We start from the raw sequence: 22,576 nt of genomic DNA, 5'->3' as shown, positions 1-22,576 counted from the left end.
AAGCCGACGCAAGGACGTCGGCCAACAAAAAGTGCTTACAACAGAGGATTCACAGAGTCAGACCCGAGGATCTCCGACTTGGTTCCCTTGAATGTGTAATTAATTTTCAGCGCGCTTGAACATCAGGGTATTGGCGTCGGACTCTTCCGGTACGAAGTAGTAGCCGTCGACATTGAAACCGGTCAGCTGTTCCACCCGGGTGAGCCGATGTTTGATGATGTGGCGTGCCATCATGCCGCGGGCCTTCTTGGCGTAGAAGCTGATGATCTTGAACTGGCCGTTCTTCTCGTCCTTGAAGACCGGGGTGATGATGCGCCCCTGCAGGGCTTTCGGGCGCACCGACTTGAAATACTCGTCGGAGGCGAGGTTGATCAGCACGTCGTCCCCCTGGGCCGCCAGCGCCTTGCTCAGGTGCTCAGTGATGATGTCGCCCCAGAACTGGTAGAGGTCCTTGCCGCGCGGGTTCTCCAGCCTAATCCCCATCTCCAGGCGGTAGGGCATCATGAGGTCAAGCGGCCGCAGTACGCCATAAAGGCCGGAGAGCATGCGCAGGTGGGCCTGGGCGAAGTCGAGGTCGGCCTCGCTGAAATCTTCTACGGCCAGACCGGTGTAGACGTCCCCCTTGAAGGCCAGCAGCGCCTGGCGGGCGTTGGCCGGCGTGAAGTCAGGCTGCCACTCGGCAAAGCGGGCGGCGTTGAGGCCGGCGAGCTTGTCGCTGATCTTCATCAGGCTGGCGATCTGGTCCGGGCTCAGTTGACGAGCCCGGGTGATCAGTGCTGCGGAGTGGTCCAGCAGTTCGGGTTGGGTGAAACGGGAGGTCACCAGGGGTGACTCGTAATCCAGCGTCTTGGCCGGGGAAACCACAATCAGCATAACGGTCCTTTACTAGCGGTGACGCACGCCCCTCATTCATCCAGGGTCACGTTGTCGAGAGTGCCTGCGCCCAGCTGCTCGCGACCCGACAGCTTGATGAGCAGTCGCAGGTCGTTGGCGGAGTCGGCATGGGCAAGGGCCTCACTGTAGCCAATTTGGCCGGCGCAGAACAGGGTGAACAGCGCCTGATCGAAGGTCTGCATGCCGAGCTCGCCGGATTTGGTCATCACCTCCTTGAGTCTGTGCATCTCTCCCTTGCGGATGATGTCGGTGACGAGCGGGGTGTTGAGCAGGATCTCGAAGGCGGCGACCCGGCGCTGCCCATGAGCGGAGGGGAGCAGCTGCTGGGCGACGATGGCGCGCAGGTTGAAGGAGAGATCGAACAGGAACTGGCGGTGCTTCTCCTGGGGGACCAGATGCAGGATGCGATCCAGCGCCTGGTTGGCATTGTTGGCGTGCAAGGTGGCGAGGCAGAGGTGTCCCGTCTCGGCGAACTGGATGGCGAACTCCATGGTCTCCTGGGAGCGGATTTCACCGATGAGGATGACATCCGGGGCCTGGCGCAGGGAGTTTTTGAGGGCGACATCGAAGGATGCGGTGTCGATCCCCACCTCCCGCTGGGTCACCAGACAGCGATCGTGCTGATGGACGAATTCCACCGGATCCTCCACCGTCAGGATGTGGCCGTCACCGTGCTGGTTGCGAAAGCCGATCATGGCCGCCTGGGTGGTGGACTTGCCGGCGCCAGTGGCGCCGACGAAGAGCACCAGCCCGCGTTTGGCCATGGCGACCTCCTGCAGGATGGGGGGCAGCACCAGCTCGTCAAAGGTGGGGATGCGGGTCTCGATGCGGCGCAGCACCATGCCCGGCATATCCTGTTGCCAGAAGGCGCTGACCCGAAAGCGCCCCAGCGAGCCTCGCTGGATGGCGTAGTTGGCCTCGCGGGTGTGCAGGAAGCGCTCGAAGTGGGTCTCGTCCAGGCTTTCTCTGATCAACGCCAGCGCCGTCGTCTTGTCGAGGGGAGCCGGCCCGAGCGACACCAGACGCCCGTTGACCTTGAGGGTCGGGGGGGCATCGACCGTGATGAAGAGATCCGAGCCCTTTTGTTCAACCAGTGCGGCGAGCAGAACATCCATGTTCATGGCGACTCCTTGGGTGTGCGAGCTTAAATGGTATTGGGATCGACCGCCTTGGCCTTGGCATCGAGGGAGGCGACGACCCCCCGGTTGACCAGCTGCTTGAGGCTCTGGTCCATGGTCTGCATGCCGTGGGTCATCCCGGTCTGGATGACGGAATAGAGCTGGGCCACCTTGTCTTCCCGGATGAGGTTTCGCACCGCCGGGATCCCCAGCATGATCTCGTGGGCCGCCACCCGGCCGCCACCGATACGCTTGAGCAGGGTCTGGGAGATGACCGCTCGCAGGGATTCGGAGAGCATGGATCGCACCATGTCCTTCTCCGAGCCGGGGAAGACGTCGATGATGCGGTCGATGGTCTTGGCAGCCGAGGAGGTGTGCAGGGTGCCAAACACCAGGTGACCGGTTTCGGCGGCGGTCATGGCTAGGCGGATGGTTTCGAGGTCCCGCATTTCACCTACCAGGATGATATCCGGGTCTTCCCGTAGGGCCGAGCGCAGGGCGTTGCTGAAGCTCTTGGTGTCGCGGTGTACTTCCCGCTGGTTCACCAGGCAGCGCTTGTTCTCGTGCACGAATTCGATGGGGTCCTCGATGGTGAGGATGTGGTGGTGGAAGTTGTCATTGATGTAATCGACCATGGCGGCCAGGGTGGTGGATTTGCCCGAGCCGGTGGGCCCAGTCACCAGCACCAGGCCGCGAGGGTACTCCGCTATCTTGCGAAATATCTCCGGCGCCCCCAGATCGTCCAGGGTCAGAACGGTGCTCGGGATGGTACGAAACACGGCGCCCGAGCCGCGCGCCTGCTGGAAGGCGTTGACCCGAAAGCGTGCCATGCCGGGTACTTCGAAGGAGAAGTCCACCTCGAAGTTCTCCTCCAGCTCCTTGCGCTGGTGGTCATTCATGATGTCGTAAATGAGAGAATGGACTTCCCGGTGATCCAGGGCGGGCAAATTGATCTTGCGAACCTCCCCATCAACCCTGATCATCGGGGGGACCCCGGCCGAGAGGTGTAGATCCGAGGCCTTATGCTTTACACTGAATGCCAATAACTCTGTGATATCCATAGATTTGTTATTCTCCCATCACAAGATCACGAACGAAATATGAGCCAGATTGCCCAGCACCTGCTTCAGGTAAAGGAACGTATTGTAGAGGCTGCCCGGCGTGTTGGCCGCAGCCCAGATCACATCCAGTTGCTTGCTGTCAGTAAAACCAAGCCGCTGGGGGACATTCAGGCTGCCTATGCCGCCGGCCAGCGGCGCTTTGGCGAATCCTACGCCCAGGAGGCCGCGCTCAAGATTGATGCCTTGCGCGAGCAGAACGCCTGTACAGACATAGAGTGGCACTTTATCGGCCCGCTGCAATCGAACAAGTCCAAGCTGGTGGCGGAGCGGTTCGACTGGGTTCAAAGTGTCGATCGCGACAAGCTCATCGAACGCCTCAACAACCAGAGACCGAGTGGGCTCGCGCCGCTAAATATCTGTCTGCAAATCAATATTAGCGGAGAGAGCAGCAAATCCGGTACGTCGGAGCAAGAGATTTTCCGCCTGGCCTCCCTGGTGGCTCAGAGCGAGCGGCTGCGGTTGCGCGGCCTGATGGCCATCCCCGAGCACACCCGCGACGAGGGGGTGCTCGCGGCCCAGATGGCGCGCATGCAGGCTCTGTTCACCGAGCTTGCGCAACAATACCCGAGCGTCGACACCCTTTCGATGGGGATGACCGAGGATCTTGAGCCTGCCATTGCCCATGGCAGCACCATGGTGCGGGTCGGGACCGCCATCTTCGGGGCCCGTGACTATTCATGAGCAAGAGCCGGGGCGAGAAACATCCCGGTCGTGCTTTTTTCAGGTAAACAGGCGCGTGTGATGCTGTCAGCCTACACAGGCTGGGTCGGCATCCGCTGCGATGTCAGTAACAGGAGTGTTTGATGCAGCAGAGAACCCTCGCCTTCATCGGGGCAGGCAACATGAGCCGAAGTATCATTGCCGGCCTCATCCAGGCGGGTTACCCGGCAGAGCGTATCATCGCCGCCAATCCCAGCCGCCCCAAGCTGGACGAACTGGCCAGCCAGTTCGGCATCCGTATCACCCAGGACAACGCCGAGGCGGCCCGGGAGGCCGAGGTGATCGTGCTGGCGGTCAAGCCCCAGCTGATGGCGGGCATGCTGACGGCGCTGGTGGCCGAGCTTGGCTCGCTGGATGGCAAGTTGCTCATCTCCATCGCCGCCGGCATTCGCGTCGCACGCTTGCAGGAGATGGCGGGCGGTCACGATCGCATCATTCGCACCATGCCCAACACCCCCTCCTTGCTGGGGCTGGGGATGACCGGGCTCTATGCACCGCCCGCCATCGGGCAGGCTGATAGGGCGGTGGCCGAACAGATGATGCAATCCGTGGGCAAGACCCTCTGGGTGGAGCAGGAGGCCGGCATCAACGGCGTCATTGCGGCGGCGGGCAGTGCCCCGGCCTACTTCTTCCTGTTCATGCAGGCGATTGCCGAGGAGGCCGAGGCCATGGGCTTTACGCCGGAGCAGGCTCGCCTGCTGGTGCAGCAAACCGCCCTGGGGGCGGCCGCCATGGTGGAGCAGAATCCCGAGCTGTCGCTGCAGACCCTGCGCGAGCAGGTGACCAGCAAGGGCGGGACCACGGCCGAGGCCGTCAAGACATTCCAGGAGCAGGGGCTGATGCCGCTGACCGCAAGAGCCATGCAGGCGGCCGTTACCCGGGCCGGCGAAATGGAAACCCTTTTCTGAATCCCTTTTAGCAAGGAGCCCGGATGAACACGGCTTACTTTTTGATTAACACTGTCTTTGATCTCTACCTCATGGTGGTGCTGCTGCGGGTCTGGCTGCAGTGGGCGCGGGCCGACTTCTACAACCCCATGAGCCAGATGGTGGTCAAGCTGACCAACCCGCTGGTGGTGCCCCTGCGCCGCGTCATCCCGGGTTTTGGCGGGCTGGACATGGCCTCTGTGCTGCTGGCGCTGCTGATCGCCTTTGGCAAATTGGTCCTGCTCAAGAGCATGAATGTGCTGCAGGCGGACTGGCTCACTCTCTGTCTGTTTGCGACGCTCACCGTGCTGAAGAAAGCGGGTTCCATGATCTTCTGGATCCTGCTTATCCGCGCCATCCTGAGCTGGGTCAGCCAGGGGCGCAACCCCATTGAATACGTGATGCACCAGCTCACTGAACCCTTCCTGGCCCCCATTCGCCGCATCCTGCCTGCATTGGGCGGGCTGGATCTCTCCGTGCTGGTCGCCTTCATCGCGCTGCAGGCCATCAACTACCTGATGGGGGATCTGTTCGGCCAGTTGTGGTGGATGATCTGATGCCCGCCGTCCTGCTGGAAGGGGACGAGCTGGTGTTGCATCTGATGATCCAGCCCAAGGCGAGCCGGGATCAGATCATCGGATTGCACGGTGACGAGTTGAAAGTGGCCATCACGGCACCGCCGGTGGATGGTCAGGCCAACAGTCACCTGATCAAGTACCTGGCCAAGCAGTGCAAGGTGGCCAAGGGGCAGGTTCGCATCCTGCGGGGGGAGCTGGGTCGGCACAAGACGGTCGCCATCGACGCGCCAAAGCAGATCCCCGCCGAGATTGCCGCTCTGCTCGATAATCAGGGTTGATACGAGAGGGATGACATCATGAAAACAGCCTGGATGAGTTGCCTGCTGGCACTCCTGATGACGCTGCCGCTGCGGGCTGAGCAGATGCAGGAGCTGGGCCCCTGGAAAGTGCACTACAGCGCGTTCAACTCCAGCTTCCTCACCCCCGAGGTAGCCAGGACCTATGGCCTGGAGCGCAGCCGCTATAACGGCATCGTCAATATCGCGGTGCAGAACAAGCAGGGGGTGGCACAGGCGGTGGGGATCAGCGGCGAAGCCCGCAATCTGACCGGCACCCTTCGCACCCTGAATTTTCAGGAGGTGAAAGAGGGGAATGCCATCTATTACCTGGCAGTGCTGCCCTATCGCAATGAGGACACCTACCAGTTCACCCTGAAGATCATGGGGGAGGGGCTGCAGCAGACGCTGACCTTCCAGCAGACCTTCTACGTCGACTAGATTGCAGGGTGAATGCAGATGCCCTGCCCCTACGGGGGCGGGGCATTTTTTTGCCCGGTGAACCTGTGCTCGACGTCAGTGGCTGGCCAGGGGATAGGTAAACAGGGCCAGGTGGGCGAAGTTGAACAGGAAGTGGAGCAGGATGGCGACACTGAGGCGCCCGCTCAGCTGGAACGCCAGGCCATAGCAGGCCCCCGCCAGCGCGGCGAACAACACCAGCAACGGGCCACCGGCAAGATGGGCTGCGCCGAACAGCAGGCTGGCGACCAGGAGACCTGCCCAGGGCGTGCTTCGGCTTGTCACCCCTTGCTGGATGCATCCCCGGAACAGCGCTTCTTCCGCCACACAGGTGAACAGCAGGTTGTTGAATGCGAACAGCCACCACCAGTGGGGCAGTCCCGCTTCGGGTTTGAGGGCGCCCAGTTGCCAGGCGGTGATGAGCAGGGCCGCGAGCGGCAGGATGAGCAGGGCCAGCGGCCGCCAGCGCATCGTTCCACCCGGGCCGAGCAGGCCGGGGATGGCCAGCAGCAGGGCGAAGAAAATGAGCGGCTTGTCCAGATTGAGGTAAAGGGTGAAGGGCACGCTGGCCGGGCCCGCCTGTACCTTGTCGAGCACCCTGAGATTGTCAAAGCCGGGCACCAGATGCAGCGTCAGGGCGAGGGACCACAGCAGGATCAGCGTCAGTGCGACGCCACGCCAGGGTGGGGGCAGGGTGGGGGTACGCCAGGCCAGCAGCAGACCGGCGAGGCTGACAAGAGCGGCGAGGGGCGCGAGTCGCTCAAGCCAGAGGGCGGTGAGCAGGGCTAGTCCCAGCAGGAGCATGCCGGGCCTGGTCCGGCGGGCGAGGCAGCAGAGTACGGCGAGCCCCAGGACGAGCCAGATGAGGATATCGGGGAGTGGTAACATCGAGTCTCCTTGTATGAATGAAGGGCGCACCTTAACGATCCCCATGGTCTGGTTCAAGGAAAAGGGACTGGCCGGCAGAAGACGCGCAATGAAAAGCCGGAGCTGGGCTCCGGCTTGGGCGGCGGCAAGATGTCACCGAGAGAGGCGATGGCCTTCCCGTATCAGCGACCGGACTCGGCGATGACCCGGGCGATGATGTCGGCGCGTTTGCTGGCTTCCAGCTCGCCCAGGGCGATGAGACCGGCCTTGAAGATGACGTTCTTCGGCAGACTGACGTCATCCAGGGTGGTGATGGCCTCGACGTGCATGCCGTTCAGGCGGCTGGCATCGCGCGGGCTCAGGTTGACCTGGGTGTTCAGCACCTGCTTGCCCTTCTTCTTGGGCTGGGCGGGTTTCTTCGGTTGATCCAGCTCGTCTTCCGGCAGTTCGTCATCAAAATCGTAAATGGACATAGTCAATCCTGTTGGGTTGCAAGGGGCATGCTCGCCCGAATGGGGGTAATCAGCCCATATCCTCGTTGCGGATAAAGGCGCGCCAGGAGCCGAGTACCTGGGCAAAATCTTCCAGCCCGCACATGGCCAGCTGTTCATCATCGTAGTAGGCGAGATCGTCGAGATCCTCGTCCTGCTCGATATTGAGGACATTGGCCTTCACCTCGGCTTCCTCGTGGGTCAGCAGCAGGGAGTAGTCGCCCCCCAGCAGCCGGTATTCGGTGCGGGCCCGGCTGGAGAGCTGGTCGATGATGGCGAACAGCTCGTCGAGCTTCTCCTCGTCCTTGCCCACCTCGTCGATCAACCACTGGCCGATGGCTTCATGGCCCATGGAGAACCGGGCGCGATAGCCACCGAACGGGTCGCGGCGAAATTCATAATCCATAGCGGAGTCCATATCGGAGGGTGAAACCACCACGGCGCAAAGCGGCATGATGCCGGATCCTTGATCCATGGTGGGGCACTGATAGCGTAAAGTGGCCTATTCTAGCGATCCCCCCCGCGCTTGTCTTGATGATGTGGGATCTTTAACGGGTGATCCCGGTGATGGCGCACGCCGGGGACCCTGTCAACGAATGGTATGGAGAGGCAATGCAGCTCAACGACGCGCTCGCGCATCAGATAGTCAGCCGGGCGATGAAGATCCTCTCGTTCTCGGTCAATGTCATGGATGAGCGGGGACTCATCATTGCGTCCGGCAATCCGGAGCGGCTGCACCAGCGCCACGAGGGGGCCGTGCTGGCCCTGACCGAGAACCGGGTGGTAGAGATAAGCGAGGCCACCGCCCGGGAGCTCAAGGGGGTGAGGCCTGGCATCAACCTGCCCATCGCCTATCAGGGGGAGCTGCTCGGCGTCATCGGCATCTCTGGGGATCCGGACATCGTGCGTGCTTACGCCGAGCTGGTGCGCATGACCGCCGAGCTCATCCTGGAACAGGCGGCACTCACCGAGCAGTTGCAGTGGGACAAGCGCCACAAGGAGGAGCTGGTGTTGCAGCTCATTCGCGGCGAAGGGCGGGCCGATCAACTGCAACAGGTGGCCCGCTTCCTCGAGCTGGATCTCGCCCAGCCCCGGGTGGTGGCCGTGCTGGCGCTGGAGGAGGCCGAGCCCGCCCAGGTGAGGGAGCTGGTTCACCTGCTGGAAAACCCGGAGCGGGACAACCTGGTGGCCATCAACGGCCTGGACGAGATAGTGGTGCTCAAACCCGCCCAGCTCAGCGACGGCGTCTGGCAGTCGGCGCAGGAGCGCAGCCGGATCCGGCAGCTGCTCTCCCGTATTCCCCATTTCAAGGTTCGCATCGGTGTGGGTGATTACTTCGCCGGCATCCCCGGGCTGGCGCTCTCCTACCAGACGGCGCGAGACACCTTGCGCCGTGGCATGCGCCAATCGCCCCGCAAGCAGGTCTATTTCTTCGAGGATTACCGGCTTTCAGTGCTGCTCGGCACCCTGGCGGACTCCTGGCAGGCGGATCAGCTGCGGGCTCCGCTGCAAAAGCTGGCGCAGGAGGACACAAAGGGAACGCTGCAAAAGACGCTGCGCCAATATTTCTTGCAGGATTGTGATCTGCATCCCTGTGCCGAAGCCCTGTTCATTCACCCCAACACCCTGCGTTATCGACTGACCCGGATAGAGCAGATAACCGGTTTGAATTTCAACAAGTTAGATGACAAGTTTCTGCTCTATCTCGGGCTCAGTCTCGATAGCTGATTTGTCTTTTCCAACAAAAATACAAGGCCGGTAAATGCTTTTTTTGGTTTTATGGCCAAAGCATTCCAGGCGGGGATCCCCATAATGGCGCCACTCATTACAACAACAAGGTGCCCGTCATGATCCCAGTCTCCGCGCTCGGCGCGCTCGCCGCGCTTTCCATCGCCATCTTCCTCATCCTGAAGAAGGTGCCGCCCGCTTACGGCATGATTGTCGGTGCCCTGGCCGGTGGCCTGATCGGTGGCGCCGACCTGACCCAGACCGTTGCCTTGATGATCGGCGGCGCCCAGGGGATCACCACGGCGGTGATGCGGATCCTGGCGGCGGGTGTGCTGGCCGGGGTGCTCATCGAATCGGGCGCCGCCACCACCATCGCCGAGACCATCGTCAAGAAACTCGGCGAGACCCGCGCCCTGCTGGCTCTGGCGCTGGCCACCCTGATCCTGACCGCAGTCGGCGTCTTCGTGGACGTGGCCGTCATCACGGTCGCCCCCATTGCGCTGGCCATCGCCCGCCGTGCCGATCTCTCCAAGGCGGCCATCCTGCTGGCGATGATAGGCGGTGGCAAGGCGGGCAACGTCATGTCTCCCAACCCCAACGCCATTGCGGCAGCCGATGCCTTCCACCTGCCTCTCACTTCGGTGATGGCGGCGGGCATCATTCCCGGCCTGTTCGGTCTGGTGATGGCCTACTGGCTCGCCAAGCGCCTCAACAACCGGGGCAGCAAGGTGGCCGCCGACGAGGTGGTGAGCGTTGACGGTGCCAAGTTGCCCGGCTTTGCCGCCGCCATCAGTGCGCCCCTGGTCGCCATCCTGCTGCTGGCCCTGCGTCCCATCGCCGGCATCGTGGTGGACCCGCTCATTGCGCTGCCCCTCGGCGGCCTGGTGGGGGCCCTGATGATGGGCAAGTTCACCAAGGTGAACCAGTTTGCCGTCTCGGGCCTGGCCCGCATGGCGCCGGTGGCCATCATGCTGCTGGGGACGGGTACCCTGGCGGGCATCATCGCCAACTCCGGCCTGAAAGATGTGCTCATCAGCGGCCTGACCGCTTCCGGTCTGCCCTCCTATCTGCTGGCCCCCATCTCCGGTGCCCTGATGTCGCTGGCGACCGCCTCGACCACGGCCGGGACCGTGGTGGCCTCCAACGTGTTCAGCGCCACTCTGATTGAACTGGGGATCAGCAGCCTGGCAGGGGCCGCCATGATCCACGCCGGCGCCACCGTGTTTGACCATATGCCCCACGGCTCCTTCTTCCATGCCACCGGCGGCAGCGTCCACATGGGCGTCGGCGAGCGACTCAAGCTCATCCCCTACGAAACCGCGGTCGGTCTGACCATCGCCGTTGTCTCCACCCTGATGTTTGGCGTGTTTGGCCTCGCCTAAGGAACTGATATGAAAATTGTGATCGCCCCCGATTCATTCAAGGAGAGCCTGAGCGCCATGGCGGTGGCCGATGCCATCGAGGCCGGTTTCAAGCAGGTGCTGCCGGATGCCACCTACGTCAAGCTGCCCATGGCCGATGGCGGCGAGGGGACGGTGCAGTCTCTGGTGGATGCCACCGGTGGTCGCATCCTGCCGGTCGAGGTGACCGCCCCCCTCGGCAACAGGGTACAGGGCTTCGTGGGCCTGCTGGGGGATGGCAAGCGCGCCGTCATCGAGATGGCGGCGGCCTCCGGCCTCCATCTGGTGGCGCCCGAGCTGCGCAATCCGCGGCTCACCTCCAGTGTCGGCACCGGGGAGCTGATCCTGGCCGCGCTGGAGATGGGGGTGAACCACCTCATCCTCGGCATCGGCGGCAGCGCCACCAATGACGGCGGTGCCGGCATGATCCAGGCACTCGGCGGCAAGCTCCTGAAAGCAGATGGTACCCCCATCGCGCCGGGCGGTGCCGGTCTGGCCGAGCTGGCCACCATCGACCTGAGCGGGCTGGATCCCCGTCTGACCGGACTCACCATCGAGGTGGCCTGCGACGTGGACAATCCGCTGTGCGGCCCGAAAGGGGCGTCCGCCGTGTTCGGTCCGCAGAAGGGGGCAACTCCCGAGATGGTGGCCGAGCTGGATGCCAATCTGGCCCGTTACGCGGACTGCATCGAGCAGGCGCTTGGCAAGCAGGTGAAGGAGATCCCGGGAACGGGGGCCGCAGGCGGCATGGGGGCAGCCCTGGTGGGGCTGCTCGGCGCCGAGCTCAAACCCGGCATCCGGATCGTCATCGAGGCGCTGAATCTGGCCGAGGCGGTGGCCGATGCGGATCTGGTCATCACCGGCGAGGGCCGCATCGACAGCCAGACCATCCACGGCAAGACGCCCATCGGGGTGGCTCGCTGTGCCAAGCAGTTCGGCAAGCCGGTGATCGGCATCGCCGGATGCCTCACCGATGACTGCGGCGTGGTGCACGAGCACGGGCTGGATGCGGTGTTCGCCGTGGTCAATCGGGCCATGTCCCTGCCTGAGGCGCTGGCCACCGCCACCACCAACCTGCAGCTCACGGCCCGCAACGTGGCGGCTCTCTACCTGCTGCGCAAATGACCCTCTCTCCTGGCCGATGCGGTGCATCGGCCTGACCCTGCCCCGTGCAGCAGAGTGAGCGGCCCGGCGTGGCACCTCTGACGCACTTGCCGATCCTTGGGTCGGCTTTTTTTATTATCCTGCTGTCTTTCATATGGTTTTTGTATTCTGACAAGGGGCTTTGCGGCATAGTGATCTCCCGACAGTGAGGGAGCCACGAGAAACAAGGCCCGCCTGAGGGAGGGCTTCCCATTCCGGGGGGCAATATGCGAGGTGCGAGCCATGATCCTGCTGACCCTGGGGGTGGTGTTGTTCACCCTGATCCATCTTTACCCCTGTTTCGCGGCACAGCACCGCGCCCGTCTGCGGGATCGGCTGGGGGAGAACCGCTACAAGGGGCTCTTCTCGCTGCTGGTGTTCGTCGCCATCGGCTGCATCCTCGCAGGCTGGCGCAGTGCCAGTCCCATGCCCCTCTATTTTCTGCCTGTCTGGGGGCCCACCTTGGTGATGGGGATCATGCCGATCGCCCTTGTCCTGCTGTGTGCGGGGCTGGGGGCGAACCATTTCCGTCGTTGGCTGGTGCATCCCCAGCTGCTCGGGGTGCTGCTCTGGTCGGGGGCCCATCTGGCGGTGAACAGCGAGGCGCGTTCTCTGGTGCTGTTTGGCGGGCTCGGTCTCTGGGCTCTCATCAGCATCGTCTGGATTTCGATGCGGGAGTGGGGTCGTCACCCCCGTGCCGCCGCCACCTGGCATGGGACGGGGATCAGTCTGGGGGCGGGGCTGGCGCTCACGGCTCTGCTTATCTTCTGGGGACACGGCTGGCTGACCGGGATCCCCCTGCACTGATCCCTGAACCAGATTCCGGGGTCTTGCGTATGATGGACAAAACAATGGGAGTCACGTCGATGAAATGGTTCACCCTGCTGCTGATGCTCGGCTCGGGCGCGGTCTCTGCCGCCTGCCCCGATTACTTCAACGTGGAGATGCGGGAGCTCAACAGCACCCAGCGCCACAACCTCTGCCAGTTGACCGAGGGCAAGGTGGTGCTGGTGGTCAACACCGCCTCCTACTGCGGTTACAGCGGTCAGTTCCGGGATCTGGAAGCCCTCTATCAGGGTTACAAGGAGAAGGGACTGATGGTGCTGGGCTTCCCCTCCAACGATTTCTGGCAGGAGGCGGGCAACGAGAACAAGACCGCCGAGGTGTGCCGCCGGGACTACGGGGTGACCTTCCCCATGTTCAACCGGGTGGCGGTGCGGGGTTCGGATGCAGTGCCGCTGTTCAAGGGGCTGGCCGCGGCTGCCGACGGTGATGCGCCCAACTGGAACTTCCACAAGTACCTGGTCGGGCGGGACGGCAAGCTGATTGCGAGCTATGGCGCCAACCAGAATCCGTCGGATGATCCTCTCAAACAGCAGATCATCGATGCCCTGGGGCACTGACCCTACCCCATGGCGGGCCGCTCTGGAATAATGCGGCCCCGCCATCCACTCCGGTGACACCGTGCTGCAACGTCTTCCCCAAATGGTGATCTTCGATGCCCTGGTTCGTGAACAGGGCATCTCGGCGGCTGCGCGCCGCCTCGGGGTCTCCAAATCCCACATCAGCAAGCAGCTCGTCCTGCTGGAAACCGCGCTCGGCGCCCAGCTGGTACAGCGCACTACCCGTCGTTTCGGGCTCACCGAACTGGGTCAGGAGTATGCCCGCCACTGCCGCGCTCTGGTGGCGGTGGCGCTGGAGGCGGAATCCATGGTGGCGGAGCGCCGTGGCAAGGTGAGCGGTGTGCTCCATCTGGGGGTTGGTCAATCCTTCGGGCGATTGCACGTGATCCCGCGCCTCAAGGCGTTTCAGGCACGTTATCCGGATCTGGAGCTGGAGGTGTCCCTGTTCGATCACCGCACCAATCTGGTGGATGAGGGGCTGGATCTCTGGATCACCACCTACGAGGACAAACCCGAGTCCCTGGTCGGGCAGCGACTGGCAGACATCGGTTTCGTGCTGGTGGCCTCGCCGGATTATCTGCTGAGTCACGGCACGCCACTGCACCCCAGGGATCTGGCCCATCACAATTGCATCACCTACCAGAGCCGGGAGCGGCGCTACCACGAGTGGTCATTTCGCCAGGGCAAGGAGCGCCAGACGGTGCAGGTGGCGGGCAACTATCGGGTGGATCTGGCGGAAGCGGTGCGGGACGCCGCCCTGGCCGGGCTCGGCATCGCCTATGTGGCCAACTACCTGCTGGACAAGGAGCTGCAATCTGGTCAGCTCATCCCTCTGCTGCCCCAGTGGCAACCGAACCAGAAGATGGCGGTGCACGCCGTCTATGCCAGGCGAGAGCATCTGGATCCCAAGATCCGCCTCTTCATCGACTTCCTCAAGGAGAGCTTCGGATCCGGGCCCTACTGGGCGCAGCGACTCGCACCCTGGCTCGGGGGGAAATTGTCCGGCACCGAGGAATAATCGTTTCCATACAAGAACACTGGCGTGAGTGCGGTTTCAAAGTTGTGTCAAATCAGTCAGTTGGCGCAACCGATATCGTGCAAACGTTTTTGCTAACAGGGTTGTAACCCGGCGGGGTTGCGGCGGTGAGGGGAGGGGAGCAGAATCCGCGCCCATCTTCAGCCTCACTGGATGGAATCCCCCATGATTGCCCTGCTTGGTATCCTGAGCATCCTGGCCCTGGCCGCACTCTGCTCTGATAATCGTCGTCGTATCCCGTTGCGAACAGTGGGCTTTGCTCTCTGCCTGCAAGTGCTCTTCGCCGCCCTGGTGCTCTGGCTGCCCGCCGGTCAACAGGTCTTGAACGGTGTCAGCGAGAGCGTCAGCAGCGTCATCGGCTACGGCCAGGAGGGGATTGCCTTCCTGTTCGGGGATCTGGCCAAGTTCAAACTCGGTTTCATCTTCGCCTTCAACGTGCTGCCGGTGATCATCTTCTTCTCCGCGCTGATCGCCATCCTCTATCACATCGGCCTGATGCCCAAAGTGATCGCCCTGCTCGGCGGCGGCCTGCAGAAATTGCTGGGCACCGGCCGCGCCGAGAGCCTCTCTGCCACCGCCAACATCTTCGTCGGCATGGTGGAAGCGCCGCTGGTGGTCAAACCCTATCTCTCCAGGATGTCCGATTCCCAGTTCTTTGCGGTGATGAGCTGCGGGCTGGCCTCGGTAGCTGGCGGCACCCTGGTGGGCTACGCCAGCATCGGGGTCGAGCTGAAATACCTGATTGCGGCGGCCTTCATGTCCGCCCCTGCCGGGCTTGCCATGGCCAAGATCCTGGTGCCGCCCGCCGCGCAAGAGGAAGATCACCACGAAGACGTGGAGATCCCCCGCGCCACCAACGTCATTGAAGCGGCCGCCGATGGTGCCATGGCGGGTCTCAACATCGCCGTCGCCGTGGGGGCGACCCTGCTGGCCTTCGTCGGCGTGATCGCCCTGCTCAACGGCCTGCTGGGCTGGGCCGGCGACCTGGTGGGGCTGGATCTGAGCTTCCAGATCATCCTGGGCTGGCTGTTCGCCCCCGTCTCCTGGCTGATCGGTGTGCCCTGGGATCAGGCCCAGGCGGCTGGTGCCCTGATCGGCACCAAGATCGTCATCAACGAGTTCGTCGCCTTCATTGCCCTGGTGCAGGATCAGACCCTGAACGAGTCGAGCAAGGCCATCGTCACCTTCGCCCTGTGCGGTTTCGCCAACATCTCTTCCATGGCGATCCTCATCGGCGGCCTGGGGGCCATGGTGCCGGAGCGCAAGTCCTTCATCGCCCGCTACGGCATGCGCGCCATCCTGGCGGGGGTGCTGGCAAACCTGATGAGCGCCTCCCTGGCAGGCTTGTTCCTCGCCCTCTGATAGACCCAGGAAGTCAGCACCTTCCGGTCATTGCCCGCTTCGGCGGGCTTTTTTGCACCCGCTTGCAGGCAAAAAAAGCGCCTCTGGGGAGGCGCGGGGAAAAGACAGATTGGAAGCGTCACATGGGTGCCACCTGAATGAGGGATGAGCCGTCCCATCCAAGTGTGAAGCCATGATGCCTGATGCTCTCTGAAGCGCTTCTGAGGCGATTCTTCATACTGTGTTCATTTTCAAAATGCTGCTGCAATGTGATTTTTAAATGTTTGATGCTGAAATAAAATAAATAATCAGCGATTTATTTTGTTGTGCGGCTCAAAGGAAAGATGAATCGGGGCGGTGGGCACGCTCCTGCCATGGGGCGGATCCGGCGACAGATTATCCCGATGCAGGCTCAACGCATCACGCAACCATGCTGCCAGGCGGCAAACAACCAGCATGTGATTGGGGTGTTGCCCGTCATGAGCAGTGCAACGCGGTCTGCTGTTGGGACCAGCAACTCGTATGTGATGGAGATGCCGCTCGTCAGAGGATCCGCGCGAGTGGCCTGTGGCCTGTGGTCTGTGGTGCCTGCACCCGCAACCCGCATTTGACAGGAGGCGCGCCCCTTCATGGGGTCAGCGCGAAGTGGTCTGCGGTCTCCTGCTCCAGTGCCAGCAACCAGCGCTTGATGGGGATGCCTCCCCCGTAGCCGGTCAGTTCACCGCTGCGCCCTATGACCCTGTGGCAGGGCACTATGATGCTGAGGGGATTGCGGCCGTTGGCGGCGCCCACCGCCCGCACGGCCCTGGGGTTGCCGATGGCCTCTGCAATCTGGAGGTAGCTGACGGTCTCGCCGTAGGGGATGTCGCACAACGCCTGCCACACGGCCTGCTGGAATGGTGTGCCCGTGGCGGCCAGGGGGAGATCGAAGCGCCGCAGGCGGCCGGCAAAGTAGGCGGCAAACTGCTCGACGAAGTGGGCCAGGGCGGCATCATCCCGCTGCCACTCCGGTTGCGGCAGGACGGGGCGCTCCCCTTGCATGAATTCCACGTGGCGCAGCCCGGCCCCATCGATGGCGATGAGCAAGGGCCCCTTGGCGCATTCACAAAAGCTGTACTGCATTCTCTTGTCCTCGGGCTTGTGGCAGGTCACTCCAGCACGGGCTTGCCGCGGGTGGATTTGATCTCTCCCTTGCGTTTCTTGGCATCGACCCGCTTGCGTTGGGAGCTGCGGGTCGGCTTGGTGGCGTGGCGGGCCTTGGGGCGCCACGCGGCTTTTTTCAGCAGCTCGGTCAGGCGGCTCATAGCCTCCTTGCGATTCATGTCCTGGCTGCGATGGGTCTCGACCCGGATCTGGATGAAGCCGTCGTGAACCCGGCTGTCGCTGAGCCGCTCCAGTCCCTCCTTGTAGAGCGGCGGCAGGCTGGGGGAGTCGCGATAATCGAAGCGCAGCCAGACGGCGGAGTCGGTCTTGTTGACGTGCTGGCCGCCATTGCCCTGGGCCCGCATGGTCTGGAATTGCAATTCATGCCAGGGGATGATCACGCTGTTGGAGATGACTAACATGGGGTGATGCTCTCATTTGGTGCATCAAGGGAGTCTGGTGCAGCTTGGTGCCTCATTATGGGGCGAGATGCGCTTCCTTGGTGATCCTGAGCCTTTCCGGCTCAGAGTGTCATATCTATCTATATGAAAATAAACGATAAAAATACTTGGCACAAGAATTGATGACCCATTCGTGACATACCATGGATTGGGAGCAACCAGATGAAGCTGATTACTGCGATTATCAAACCTTTCAAGTTGGACGACGTGCGCGAGGCCATCGCCAACCTGGGGGTGGAAGGCCTGACCGTCTCCGAAGTGAAGGGTTTTGGTCGCCAGAAGGGGCACACCGAATTATACCGGGGGGCCGAGTACCAGGTCGACTTTCTGCCGAAGGTGAAGCTGGAGATCGCCACCGCAGACGAGAACGTCGAAGGGGTGATCGAGGCCATCTGCAAGGCGGCCTATACCGGCAAGATCGGTGACGGCAAGATTTTCGTCTATGACCTGCTGCAAGCGGTGCGTATTCGTACTGGTGAGAGCGACGACGAGGCGCTCTGAGTACGCCCCTTTGCCCGGCCGGGTCGGGCAAAGGTCCGGGCAGGTTCTGCCGACAGTGTGAATGGGTGGTCGTCGAAAGACCGGATGGGATTCCATCCGGTCTTTTTGTTTGGCCGCTGATTAAATAGATCGTTCCAACCCAGCAAACCGCCTTGATCCTCTCCTCCCGATTCATGCAGAATGCAAACGAAAATGGTTATCACTCTTTACGCAGACAAGGAACGGATGATGAAAATGAAGATGTTGGCACTGGCTTTCTCCACGCTTGTCGCCCAGTCGGCGTTCGCCGCCCAGGAGGTAAACGTCTATTCGAACCGTCAGGATGAGCTGATCAAGCCCATCATCCAGCAGTTCGAGAAGGAGACCGGGATCAAGGTCAATGTGGTGTTTGCCAAAGAGGGGCTGAACGAGCGTCTGGAACGGGAAGGCAAGCTCTCTCCGGCCGATCTGATGCTGACCGTGGACATCAGCCGTCTGACCGAGCTGGTGGACAAGGACCTGGTGCAGCCGGTGGACAGCAAGACGCTGCAGGAGAACATCCCCTCCATCTATCGCGATCCGGACAACCGCTGGTTCGCCCTGACCACCCGGGTGCGTGCCATCTACTCCAGCAAGGAGCGTCTTGGCAAGCTCGACACCATCCGCTACGAAGATCTGGTCAAGCCTGAATTCAAAGGAAAAATTTGTACCCGTAGCGGCAAGCACGAGTACAATGTGGCGCTGGTTTCGTCCATGATTGCCCATCACGGCATGGCGGATACCAAGACCTGGCTGGAAGGGGTCAAGGCCAACCTGGCGCGCAAGCCCCAGGGCAACGACCGTGATCAGGTCAAGGCGATCAAGGACGGCATCTGTGATGTCTCCCTGGGCAACAGCTACTACCTGGGTGCCATGTTGAAGGACCCGGCGCAGAAGTCCTGGGCCGACGCGGTGGAAATCAACTTCCCGAACCAGGGTGATCGCGGTGCCCACGTCAACGTGAGCGGCGTGGCCATGACCAAGTATGCCAAGAACAAGGACGCAGCACAGAAGCTGATGGAGTTCCTCTCCGGGGATACCGCCCAGCACATGTATGCTGATGTGAATGCCGAGTACCCGGTCAAGGCGGGGGTCGAGCCTTCCGCCATGGTCAAGTCCTGGGGCACGTTCAAGTCTGACCCCATGCCGGTCAGCGATTATGCCAAGCACCGCAAGGACGCCTTGCAACTGCTGGATGAAGTGAAATTCGACTTGTAATCAGATGGGGCCAACGGCCCCATCAACTTCTGTGGACTCATGAAACATTTTGGATGGATTGCCGGCAGCTGGGTCACCGCTCTGCTGCTGGGTTTGCCGGTACTCGCCCTGGTCTTCTCCGCCTTCTCGGCTGATGGGGAACTGTTTGCCCACCTCGCCGATACCGTACTGCCCGACTATCTGCGAAACACGTCAGGTCTGGTGCTGGGGGTGGTCTGCCTCAGCCTGCTGTTCGGAGTGCCCACCGCCTGGCTGGTGGCCATGTGCGAGGTGCCGGGGCGCCGCGCCCTGCAATGGGCGCTGATGCTGCCCATGGCGATGCCCTCCTATATCGTGGCCTACGTCTATACCGACCTGCTCGACTACTCGGGCCCGCTGCAGGCGGGGCTGCGTGCCCTGTTTGGCTGGCAGGGACCGGCCGACTACTGGTTCCCGGCCATTCGCTCCCTCGGTGGCGCCGCCTGGGTGCTGGCGCTGGTGCTCTTCCCCTATGTCTATCTGCTGGCACGGGCCTCCTTCCTGGAGCAGTCGGTCAGCCTCATTCACTCCAGCCGCCTGCTCGGCTGCACCCCCTGGCAGAGCTTTCGCCGCCTGAGCCTCCCCCTGGCCCGCCCGGCCATCATGGTGGGGGCATCTCTGGTCGCGATGGAAACTCTGGCGGACTTTGCCACCGTCCACTTCTTTGCCATCAACACCCTGACCACCGCCATCTACGACACCTGGCTCGGCTACGGCAGCCTGGCGACCGCCGCCAAGCTCTCCTGTCTGATGCTGCTGGCGGTGGTGCTGCTCATCGCGCTGGAGCGGCGCTCCCGCCAGCGCCAGCAGGTGTTCCAGAAGTCCATGGGCTTCGAGCAGCCCCTGCGTTACCCCCTCGGGGGCCTGAGGGGCGTGCTGGCCGGGCTCTGGTGCTGGGGCCTGGTGCTGGCGGGGTTCGCCCTGCCGTTCGTCATCCTGCTCGATTACGGGGTGCGTTACTTCGCGCTGTCGTGGACGCCCGAATTCGTGCGCTTTGCGGGCAACAGCCTCGCCATCTCGGCCCTGACCGCCCTGCTGGCCATGGCCATTGCCCTGCTGCTCGGCTTCTTCCGTCGCCTCGATGGGGGAACTCGCAGCCTGCTGCCCCTGCGCCTCGCCGCCATGGGCTATGCCATGCCGGGGACCGTGCTGGCCATCGGCGTGCTGGTGCCGCTCACGGCCCTGGATTTTGGCATCAACGATCTGGCCGAGTGGCTCGGGATGCCGGGCCCCGGTCTGCTCCTGACCGGCACCCTCACCGCCATCGTGTTCGGCTATCTGGTGCGCTTCGTGGCCATCGCCATCGGGTCGGTGGAGAGCAGCATGAGCAAGATCTCCCCCAGCCTCGACATGGCGGCCCGCTCTTTGGGGCAGGGGGCGGGCGGCATGTTGCGTCGCATTCACCTGCCGCTGGTACGGCGCGGCCTCTTTGCCGGCGCCATGCTGGTGTTCATCGAATCCATGAAGGAGCTGCCCGCCGCCCTGCTGCTGCGGCCGTTCAACTTCGAAACCCTGGCGACCCACGTCTATCAGTTCGTCTCGGACGAGATGCTGGAGCGGGGGGCGCTCGGTGCCATCGTCATCGTGCTGGTGGGGCTGATTCCCCTGCTGTGGATCAACCGTACCCTGGATGGTCCAGGCCATTGAGCGGCCCCGTCCGGCATCACTACGCGAGAGGAAAAGAGCCTTGTCCTGCCTGAATATCGAGAAGGTCAGCTGTCACTACAATGGGCGCCCCGTGCTGGAGCAGCTCTCCCTGCAGGTGGCCGACAACGAGATTGTCTGTCTGCTGGGGGCGAGCGGCTGTGGCAAGACCACGCTGCTCAAGGCGGTGGCCGGTCTGCTGCCCCTGGCCCAGGGGGAGATCCGGCTGGGAGAGACCCTGCTCGATGCCCCCGGCGTGAGTATGCCGCCGGAGGCCCGCCATATCGGCATGATCTTCCAGGATTACGCTCTCTTTCCTCACCTGACGGTGGCCGAGAACGTCGGCTTCGGCCTGACCGGGCAGGATCGCGGCAGCCGCCAGCAACAGGTGGAAGAGGCGCTGGCGCTGGTCAACCTGCAGGGGTTGGGGGAGCGCTATCCCCATCAGCTCTCCGGCGGCCAGCAGCAGCGGGTGGCCATCGCCCGTGCCCTGGTGTGCAAGCCGCGCCTGATGCTGCTGGACGAGCCCTTCTCCAACATCGACACCCAGGTGCGGATGAAACTGATCCTCGAGATCCGCGCCCTGCTCAAACAGCAGGGCATTGGTGCCATCTTCGTCAGCCACAGCAAGGAAGAGGCCTTCGCCTTCGCCGACCGGCTGGCTCTGTTTCGCGCCGGTCGCATCGAGCAAGTGGGGGAGCCGGAGCAGCTCTATCGCCGCCCCGGGAACCGCTTCGTGGCGGAGTTTCTCGGCGGGGTCAATTATCTGGCGGCCGAGGTGGTGGACAGCCACTGCGTGCAGACCCTCCTTGGAACCATCTGCGGTCAGGAGCCCCATGGCCGCGCGGTGGGGGAGCGGTTGCAGCTCATGCTCAGACCCCAGCAGTTGGCGCTGACGGCGGCGGATGACGGTGAGATCCGGGTGCGTGAGCAACAGTTCCTGGGCCATCACTGTCGGGTACTGGTGGAGTGTGGCGGCCAGCAACTGGAAGCCAGCATCGGTGAGCCCCTGGAAGGGGAGCGCGCGCGGGTGACCGTGGCTCCTCATGCCCTGGTGTTGTTTGACCCCTTGCCATGAGTGCGTGGTATTGTCGTGAAATCAATGAACTGGAAGCGCGCTGGTTTATAATCGCGCCACGCCCATAGCCAACGCACTTGGAGAGAGACATGAAAGCCCAAGCCGGGATCTGCGCAGAGCCGAATCTGCACGCCCTCTATCTGATGTTCAATCGCACCGGTGACGCCGCTGCCCTGACCTCCCGCCTGGCCAGCCTGCCAGCACTCTGGGAGGTGGTGAGCGCCGACTTCCCCGATGCGGCCTTCAGCGGTCTGGTCGCCGTCGGGGCCGACGCCTGGGATGATCTCTATCCTGCCGCCCGGCCGCCCCAGTTCCGCGGTTTCATGGCGCAATCCGCCAACGGTCAGGAGGCCCCCAATACCCCGTTCGATCTCTTCGTACAATTGCGTGCTGATCGGGTGGACGTGCTGCATCATGCCGGTCATCGCGTCATGGCCCTGCTGGCCGGGCTTGTTGAATTGGCCGAGGAAGTCCGCGGTTTTCGCAACCAGGATTGCCGGGATCTGACCGGTTTCGTCGACGGCACCGAGAACCCGCAGGATGAGCACCGCGCCGAGGTGGCGTTGCTGGACGGCGGCGAGTTCGCCGGTGGCTCCTATATCCACGTGCAGCGCTGGGTCCACGCCATGAGCGACTGGGAGAAGCTGGCCCTGAAGGAGCAGGAAGACATCATAGGTCGCACCAAGGTCGACAACATCGAATACGAGTCCGCCGACAAGCCGCTCACTTCCCACATCAAGCGGGTCAACCTCAAGACCCCGAAGGGGGAGTCCATGGAGATCCTGCGCCAGAGCATGCCCTGGGGCACCATGAGCGAGCAGGGGCTCTACTTCATCTCCTGCTGCCGCACGCCGCTGCACTTCAACGCCATGCTGGCCAGTATGTACAAAGGGGAAGGCAGCCACTTCGACCACCTGCTGCGCTTCACTCGGGCGGTGACCGGCGCGGCCTTCTTCGCCCCTTCCGTCGATTTTCTGGTGGCCGAGGGCAAATAA

At 62.7% G+C, this 22,576-nt stretch carries 25 protein-coding genes; 17 read left to right on the top strand and 8 right to left on the bottom strand.

Going from position 1 to position 22,576, the window contains the following annotated elements:
• Positions 1-99: 99 nt before the first annotated feature.
• The 3 genes from yaaA to tapT are packed head-to-tail and all read right to left on the bottom strand — an operon-like array spanning position 100 to position 3,073.
• Positions 100-873 (bottom strand): peroxide stress protein YaaA, encoded by a 774-nt coding sequence (gene yaaA, locus AB5Y59_RS09535; RefSeq protein ID WP_368211886.1) that lies wholly within the window; start codon positions 871-873, stop codon positions 100-102.
• A gap of 32 nt (positions 874-905) precedes the next feature.
• Entirely contained in the window at positions 906-2,015 is a 1,110-nt protein-coding gene (locus AB5Y59_RS09530; RefSeq protein WP_042882153.1) for a PilT/PilU family type 4a pilus ATPase, read from the bottom strand.
• Positions 2,016-2,038: 23 nt separating this feature from the next.
• The gene (gene tapT, locus AB5Y59_RS09525) at positions 2,039-3,073 is read right to left on the bottom strand and encodes a type IVa pilus ATPase TapT (protein WP_368211884.1); all 1,035 of its coding nucleotides are present in this window, start codon (positions 3,071-3,073) and stop codon (positions 2,039-2,041) included.
• 39 nt (positions 3,074-3,112) lie between these two features.
• Here tapT and AB5Y59_RS09520 point away from each other — a divergent pair, with 39 nt between their 5' ends.
• The 5 genes from AB5Y59_RS09520 (at position 3,113) to AB5Y59_RS09500 (ending at position 6,073) form a co-directional block, all read left to right on the top strand.
• Positions 3,113-3,814 carry a YggS family pyridoxal phosphate-dependent enzyme gene (locus AB5Y59_RS09520; protein ID WP_042864460.1) on the top strand — a complete coding sequence of 234 codons (702 nt, stop codon included), beginning with the start codon at positions 3,113-3,115 and terminating at the stop codon, positions 3,812-3,814.
• Between the two features lie 122 nt (positions 3,815-3,936).
• On the top strand, positions 3,937-4,761 hold the full coding sequence (gene proC / locus AB5Y59_RS09515) for a pyrroline-5-carboxylate reductase (RefSeq protein WP_010673052.1): 825 nt from the start codon (positions 3,937-3,939) through the stop codon (positions 4,759-4,761).
• Between the two features lie 23 nt (positions 4,762-4,784).
• Complete coding sequence (locus tag AB5Y59_RS09510; protein WP_010673053.1) at positions 4,785-5,336, top strand: YggT family protein; 552 nt, start codon at positions 4,785-4,787, stop codon at positions 5,334-5,336.
• Positions 5,336-5,635, top strand: coding sequence for a DUF167 family protein YggU (gene yggU, locus AB5Y59_RS09505; RefSeq protein ID WP_010673054.1), 300 nt, complete (start codon positions 5,336-5,338; stop codon positions 5,633-5,635). Before AB5Y59_RS09510 ends, yggU begins: the two co-directional genes overlap by 1 nt.
• Before the next feature lie 18 nt (positions 5,636-5,653).
• Positions 5,654-6,073, top strand: a complete 420-nt coding sequence (locus AB5Y59_RS09500; RefSeq protein WP_041210940.1) for a DUF4426 domain-containing protein — start codon at positions 5,654-5,656, stop codon at positions 6,071-6,073.
• 75 nt (positions 6,074-6,148) lie between these two features.
• On the opposite strand, the gene AB5Y59_RS09495 is transcribed toward AB5Y59_RS09500, so the two are convergent.
• The 3 genes from AB5Y59_RS09495 to AB5Y59_RS09485 all read right to left on the bottom strand — a co-directional run bounded on the left by AB5Y59_RS09495 (position 6,149) and on the right by AB5Y59_RS09485 (position 7,855).
• On the bottom strand, positions 6,149-6,979 hold the full coding sequence (locus tag AB5Y59_RS09495; protein ID WP_323884109.1) for a CPBP family intramembrane glutamic endopeptidase: 831 nt from the start codon (positions 6,977-6,979) through the stop codon (positions 6,149-6,151).
• 161 nt (positions 6,980-7,140) lie between these two features.
• Positions 7,141-7,431, bottom strand: a complete 291-nt coding sequence (locus tag AB5Y59_RS09490; protein WP_039039963.1) for a hypothetical protein — start codon at positions 7,429-7,431, stop codon at positions 7,141-7,143.
• A 49-nt stretch (positions 7,432-7,480) separates the two neighbouring features.
• A complete protein-coding gene (locus tag AB5Y59_RS09485; protein ID WP_039039964.1) occupies positions 7,481-7,855 on the bottom strand; it encodes a YacL family protein in 375 nt (124 codons plus the stop codon).
• A 206-nt stretch (positions 7,856-8,061) separates the two neighbouring features.
• Here AB5Y59_RS09485 and AB5Y59_RS09480 point away from each other — a divergent pair, with 206 nt between their 5' ends.
• From AB5Y59_RS09480 to AB5Y59_RS09450, 7 genes are all read left to right on the top strand, one after another.
• A complete protein-coding gene (locus AB5Y59_RS09480) occupies positions 8,062-9,177 on the top strand; it encodes a sugar diacid recognition domain-containing protein (protein ID WP_039039965.1) in 1,116 nt (371 codons plus the stop codon).
• A 119-nt stretch (positions 9,178-9,296) separates the two neighbouring features.
• Positions 9,297-10,559, top strand: a complete 1,263-nt coding sequence (locus AB5Y59_RS09475) for a GntP family permease (protein ID WP_042014914.1) — start codon at positions 9,297-9,299, stop codon at positions 10,557-10,559.
• 9 nt (positions 10,560-10,568) lie between these two features.
• A complete protein-coding gene (locus AB5Y59_RS09470) occupies positions 10,569-11,702 on the top strand; it encodes a glycerate kinase (RefSeq protein ID WP_041210943.1) in 1,134 nt (377 codons plus the stop codon).
• A 261-nt stretch (positions 11,703-11,963) separates the two neighbouring features.
• Entirely contained in the window at positions 11,964-12,527 is a 564-nt protein-coding gene (locus tag AB5Y59_RS09465; protein ID WP_368211881.1) for an NnrU family protein, read from the top strand.
• A 59-nt stretch (positions 12,528-12,586) separates the two neighbouring features.
• Positions 12,587-13,123, top strand: coding sequence for a glutathione peroxidase (locus AB5Y59_RS09460; protein ID WP_010673063.1), 537 nt, complete (start codon positions 12,587-12,589; stop codon positions 13,121-13,123).
• 82 nt (positions 13,124-13,205) lie between these two features.
• Positions 13,206-14,141, top strand: coding sequence for a LysR family transcriptional regulator (locus tag AB5Y59_RS09455; protein ID WP_368211982.1), 936 nt, complete (start codon positions 13,206-13,208; stop codon positions 14,139-14,141).
• 183 nt (positions 14,142-14,324) lie between these two features.
• The gene (locus tag AB5Y59_RS09450) at positions 14,325-15,521 is read left to right on the top strand and encodes a NupC/NupG family nucleoside CNT transporter (protein ID WP_039039970.1); all 1,197 of its coding nucleotides are present in this window, start codon (positions 14,325-14,327) and stop codon (positions 15,519-15,521) included.
• Between the two features lie 606 nt (positions 15,522-16,127).
• Here the strand turns inward: AB5Y59_RS09450 and AB5Y59_RS09445 are convergent.
• Both AB5Y59_RS09445 and arfB read right to left on the bottom strand, forming a co-directional pair.
• Positions 16,128-16,622, bottom strand: coding sequence for a methylated-DNA--[protein]-cysteine S-methyltransferase (locus AB5Y59_RS09445; RefSeq protein ID WP_368211879.1), 495 nt, complete (start codon positions 16,620-16,622; stop codon positions 16,128-16,130).
• A 26-nt stretch (positions 16,623-16,648) separates the two neighbouring features.
• Positions 16,649-17,065: an alternative ribosome rescue aminoacyl-tRNA hydrolase ArfB gene (arfB, locus tag AB5Y59_RS09440; RefSeq protein WP_010673067.1), complete on the bottom strand. Its 417-nt coding sequence runs from the start codon at positions 17,063-17,065 to the stop codon at positions 16,649-16,651.
• A 201-nt stretch (positions 17,066-17,266) separates the two neighbouring features.
• On the opposite strand from arfB, the gene glnK reads away from it, so the two are divergent.
• The 5 genes from glnK to AB5Y59_RS09415 all read left to right on the top strand — a co-directional run bounded on the left by glnK (position 17,267) and on the right by AB5Y59_RS09415 (position 22,576).
• Positions 17,267-17,605, top strand: a complete 339-nt coding sequence (gene glnK, locus AB5Y59_RS09435) for a P-II family nitrogen regulator (RefSeq protein WP_005332325.1) — start codon at positions 17,267-17,269, stop codon at positions 17,603-17,605.
• A 228-nt stretch (positions 17,606-17,833) separates the two neighbouring features.
• Positions 17,834-18,841 (top strand): Fe(3+) ABC transporter substrate-binding protein, encoded by a 1,008-nt coding sequence (locus AB5Y59_RS09430; protein ID WP_039039971.1) that lies wholly within the window; start codon positions 17,834-17,836, stop codon positions 18,839-18,841.
• Positions 18,842-18,880: 39 nt separating this feature from the next.
• Positions 18,881-20,506 (top strand): iron ABC transporter permease, encoded by a 1,626-nt coding sequence (locus AB5Y59_RS09425; RefSeq protein WP_039039972.1) that lies wholly within the window; start codon positions 18,881-18,883, stop codon positions 20,504-20,506.
• A gap of 40 nt (positions 20,507-20,546) precedes the next feature.
• Positions 20,547-21,581, top strand: coding sequence for an ABC transporter ATP-binding protein (locus tag AB5Y59_RS09420; RefSeq protein WP_368211877.1), 1,035 nt, complete (start codon positions 20,547-20,549; stop codon positions 21,579-21,581).
• Between the two features lie 89 nt (positions 21,582-21,670).
• A complete protein-coding gene (locus tag AB5Y59_RS09415; protein WP_368211875.1) occupies positions 21,671-22,576 on the top strand; it encodes a Dyp-type peroxidase in 906 nt (301 codons plus the stop codon).

It is taken from the genome of Aeromonas sp. s10, assembly GCF_040907975.1.
GTDB classification, from domain to species: domain Bacteria; phylum Pseudomonadota; class Gammaproteobacteria; order Enterobacterales; family Aeromonadaceae; genus Aeromonas; species Aeromonas caviae.
This window is presented reverse-complemented; position numbering and strand designations above follow the sequence as displayed.